The following is a 1,988-nucleotide window of genomic DNA, read 5'->3' as shown; positions in this document are numbered from 1 at the left end:
ATTTAGATAAAAATATAAAAACTAAACGGCACACAACTCCGCCTACCTGTCAAGCCTCCGCAAGGCTCCGGCCTGCAGGTAGGCTTGATAGTTGGGCGAAACGCTGCGCGTGCTAAGATAAAAAACATCTAAAAAGTGTAAACTATGTGGGTTTAGAAGTGTAAACCATGTCCCTTACTATACATGAAAGAATTAAGTTAACTATGTATAATGTTACTGTAATCTTTACTAAGCATAAAGAAGTAGGAATTTGCAACTCGATTGAGTTGTGTCGAATTCTTGAAAAGATTCGTCCCGAGATAATCTTCGAAGAGCTTTCAGATGTTACATACGATGAAGTATACAATATAGAATGTTTAGTTACTTTAGAGTCTAAAGCAGTAAGGAGGTATTTACAAAACCACGAAGTAGAGCATATCCCTGTAGATACTTTTGAGCGCCCAAGAAATTATGATAGGAATGTTAATATGATGTATAAAAGTATTTTCAACACTATAGGTAAAGACACTTATGAATTTAAGGCACTGCTAAATAATCAGATATCTCTAGTAAATAAATATGGCTTCCAGTTTCTTAATAGTGATCATAATGATGAAATAGTAGAAAAAATCAGTTGGTTTGAAGAGAAAATATTGAACTCAAAGAATAATGAGAGACTCCTTAGCATTGCTCGTTTACGTAACGAAATAATTGATAAGCGTGAAGATGAAATATTAGATAAAGTATACGAATACAGTTATCAGAATAAATACGAACAAGGGGTTTTATTTATTGGATCGGGACATAGGAAAACAATAATAAGAAAGATAAATCATCGAAGTAAGATAATTGATAAAGATTTGATTAAATGGAAATATTTTGATAACTTAAATTTAAATAATGAGGAACTTTTGATACACTATGATTGAACTTAATGATTCAAAAAAAAATGGAAAAATTAAATACCTATATCAAAGATCAGTACGTTACGGTTAGTGATTGGTTGAAATTTGCTGAAAGCAAGTTGGGGGTATTATTATCCTTGAATATTGCTGTAATTTCAGTAATTGCAACTAGTATAAAAGACATAAATACATCAATTCATTTTTTCTATAAGTTTTCAATTGTCATTTCATCTATATCATTCGTTCTTTCACTATTTCTTTGTTTGTATGGACTAATATCAAGAACGAATGAAGTGAAAAAAATGAAATTTAAAGATAAAAGAAAAAGAGAAACCTATTCTATTACTTTTTTTAAAGAAATTGCACATCAAACATTTGAACAATATATCGATAATATTGGAAATAAATTAGACTGTAAAGATTCAAAAGGCGGATTACAGAACGACCTGCTGATTCAAATACATGAGATTTCAGTATTGGCAAGTAATAAATTCTACTTGTTAAATATATCAGCTTATATCTTTGGTACAGGAAGTATTGTTTTATGTATTTCTTGGTTGATATACACTATTAGTTATGTATTTTAATTCGCCCAACTTTAGGTAGGACGTCAATAGCTCCTTCGTCGCTACTGCGCCTACCTTGGGAGTTCGGTGAAATCAGACCAGTGCACTCAAATAAAAACAAGACGCTTTAAAGTTAGTAAGCATTAGAGTTTGCAGATGCTGAAAGATACCATTAGAGATTAGTCGAATGAAAAATTTGGTGGAGATGCTTGAGATGGTCTTTCAAAGAGGAATGTCGGAACAGCTTGGGGATTCTTCGCTTGATCATCGAATACAAAGCAAAAGGTTAGATTGCCCCCGTTGCTCTATTTGTTCCATTAGATTTGGAGCTAAAGTACTTCGATTTCTCATTGCCAAAGTAAGGGGCTCGGCTTTTTTGGTCACTAAATAGAAAGCTTATATTGTAGATAGGAAAAAGATAAAATGAATACAATGTAATGATTACCAGTGTTTTATGTTCGTATGATGAATCATTTATTGCAAAAGATGATAATTGACCTTATCTTTATAACTAGCAGCATGTAAATCACAATAAGCC

General features: G+C 31.9%; 2 protein-coding genes. Both read left to right on the top strand.

Annotated features, from left to right (window positions below):
* The first annotated feature begins 167 nt into the window (after positions 1–167).
* A complete protein-coding gene (locus A3EU_RS0126690; protein WP_020539248.1) occupies positions 168–908 on the top strand; it encodes a hypothetical protein in 741 nt (246 codons plus the stop codon).
* Positions 909–928: 20 nt separating this feature from the next.
* Positions 929–1,471 carry a Pycsar system effector family protein gene (locus A3EU_RS0126685; RefSeq protein ID WP_156825919.1) on the top strand — a complete coding sequence of 181 codons (543 nt, stop codon included), beginning with the start codon at positions 929–931 and terminating at the stop codon, positions 1,469–1,471.
* Positions 1,472–1,988: the final 517 nt, after the last annotated feature.

Origin of the sequence: Lewinella cohaerens DSM 23179 (assembly GCF_000379805.1) — a bacterium.
In the GTDB taxonomy this organism is placed as follows: Bacteria; Bacteroidota; Bacteroidia; order Chitinophagales; family Saprospiraceae; genus Lewinella; species Lewinella cohaerens.
Note: the sequence above shows the minus strand (reverse complement) of the source record. Positions and strands in the feature narration are given on the sequence as shown.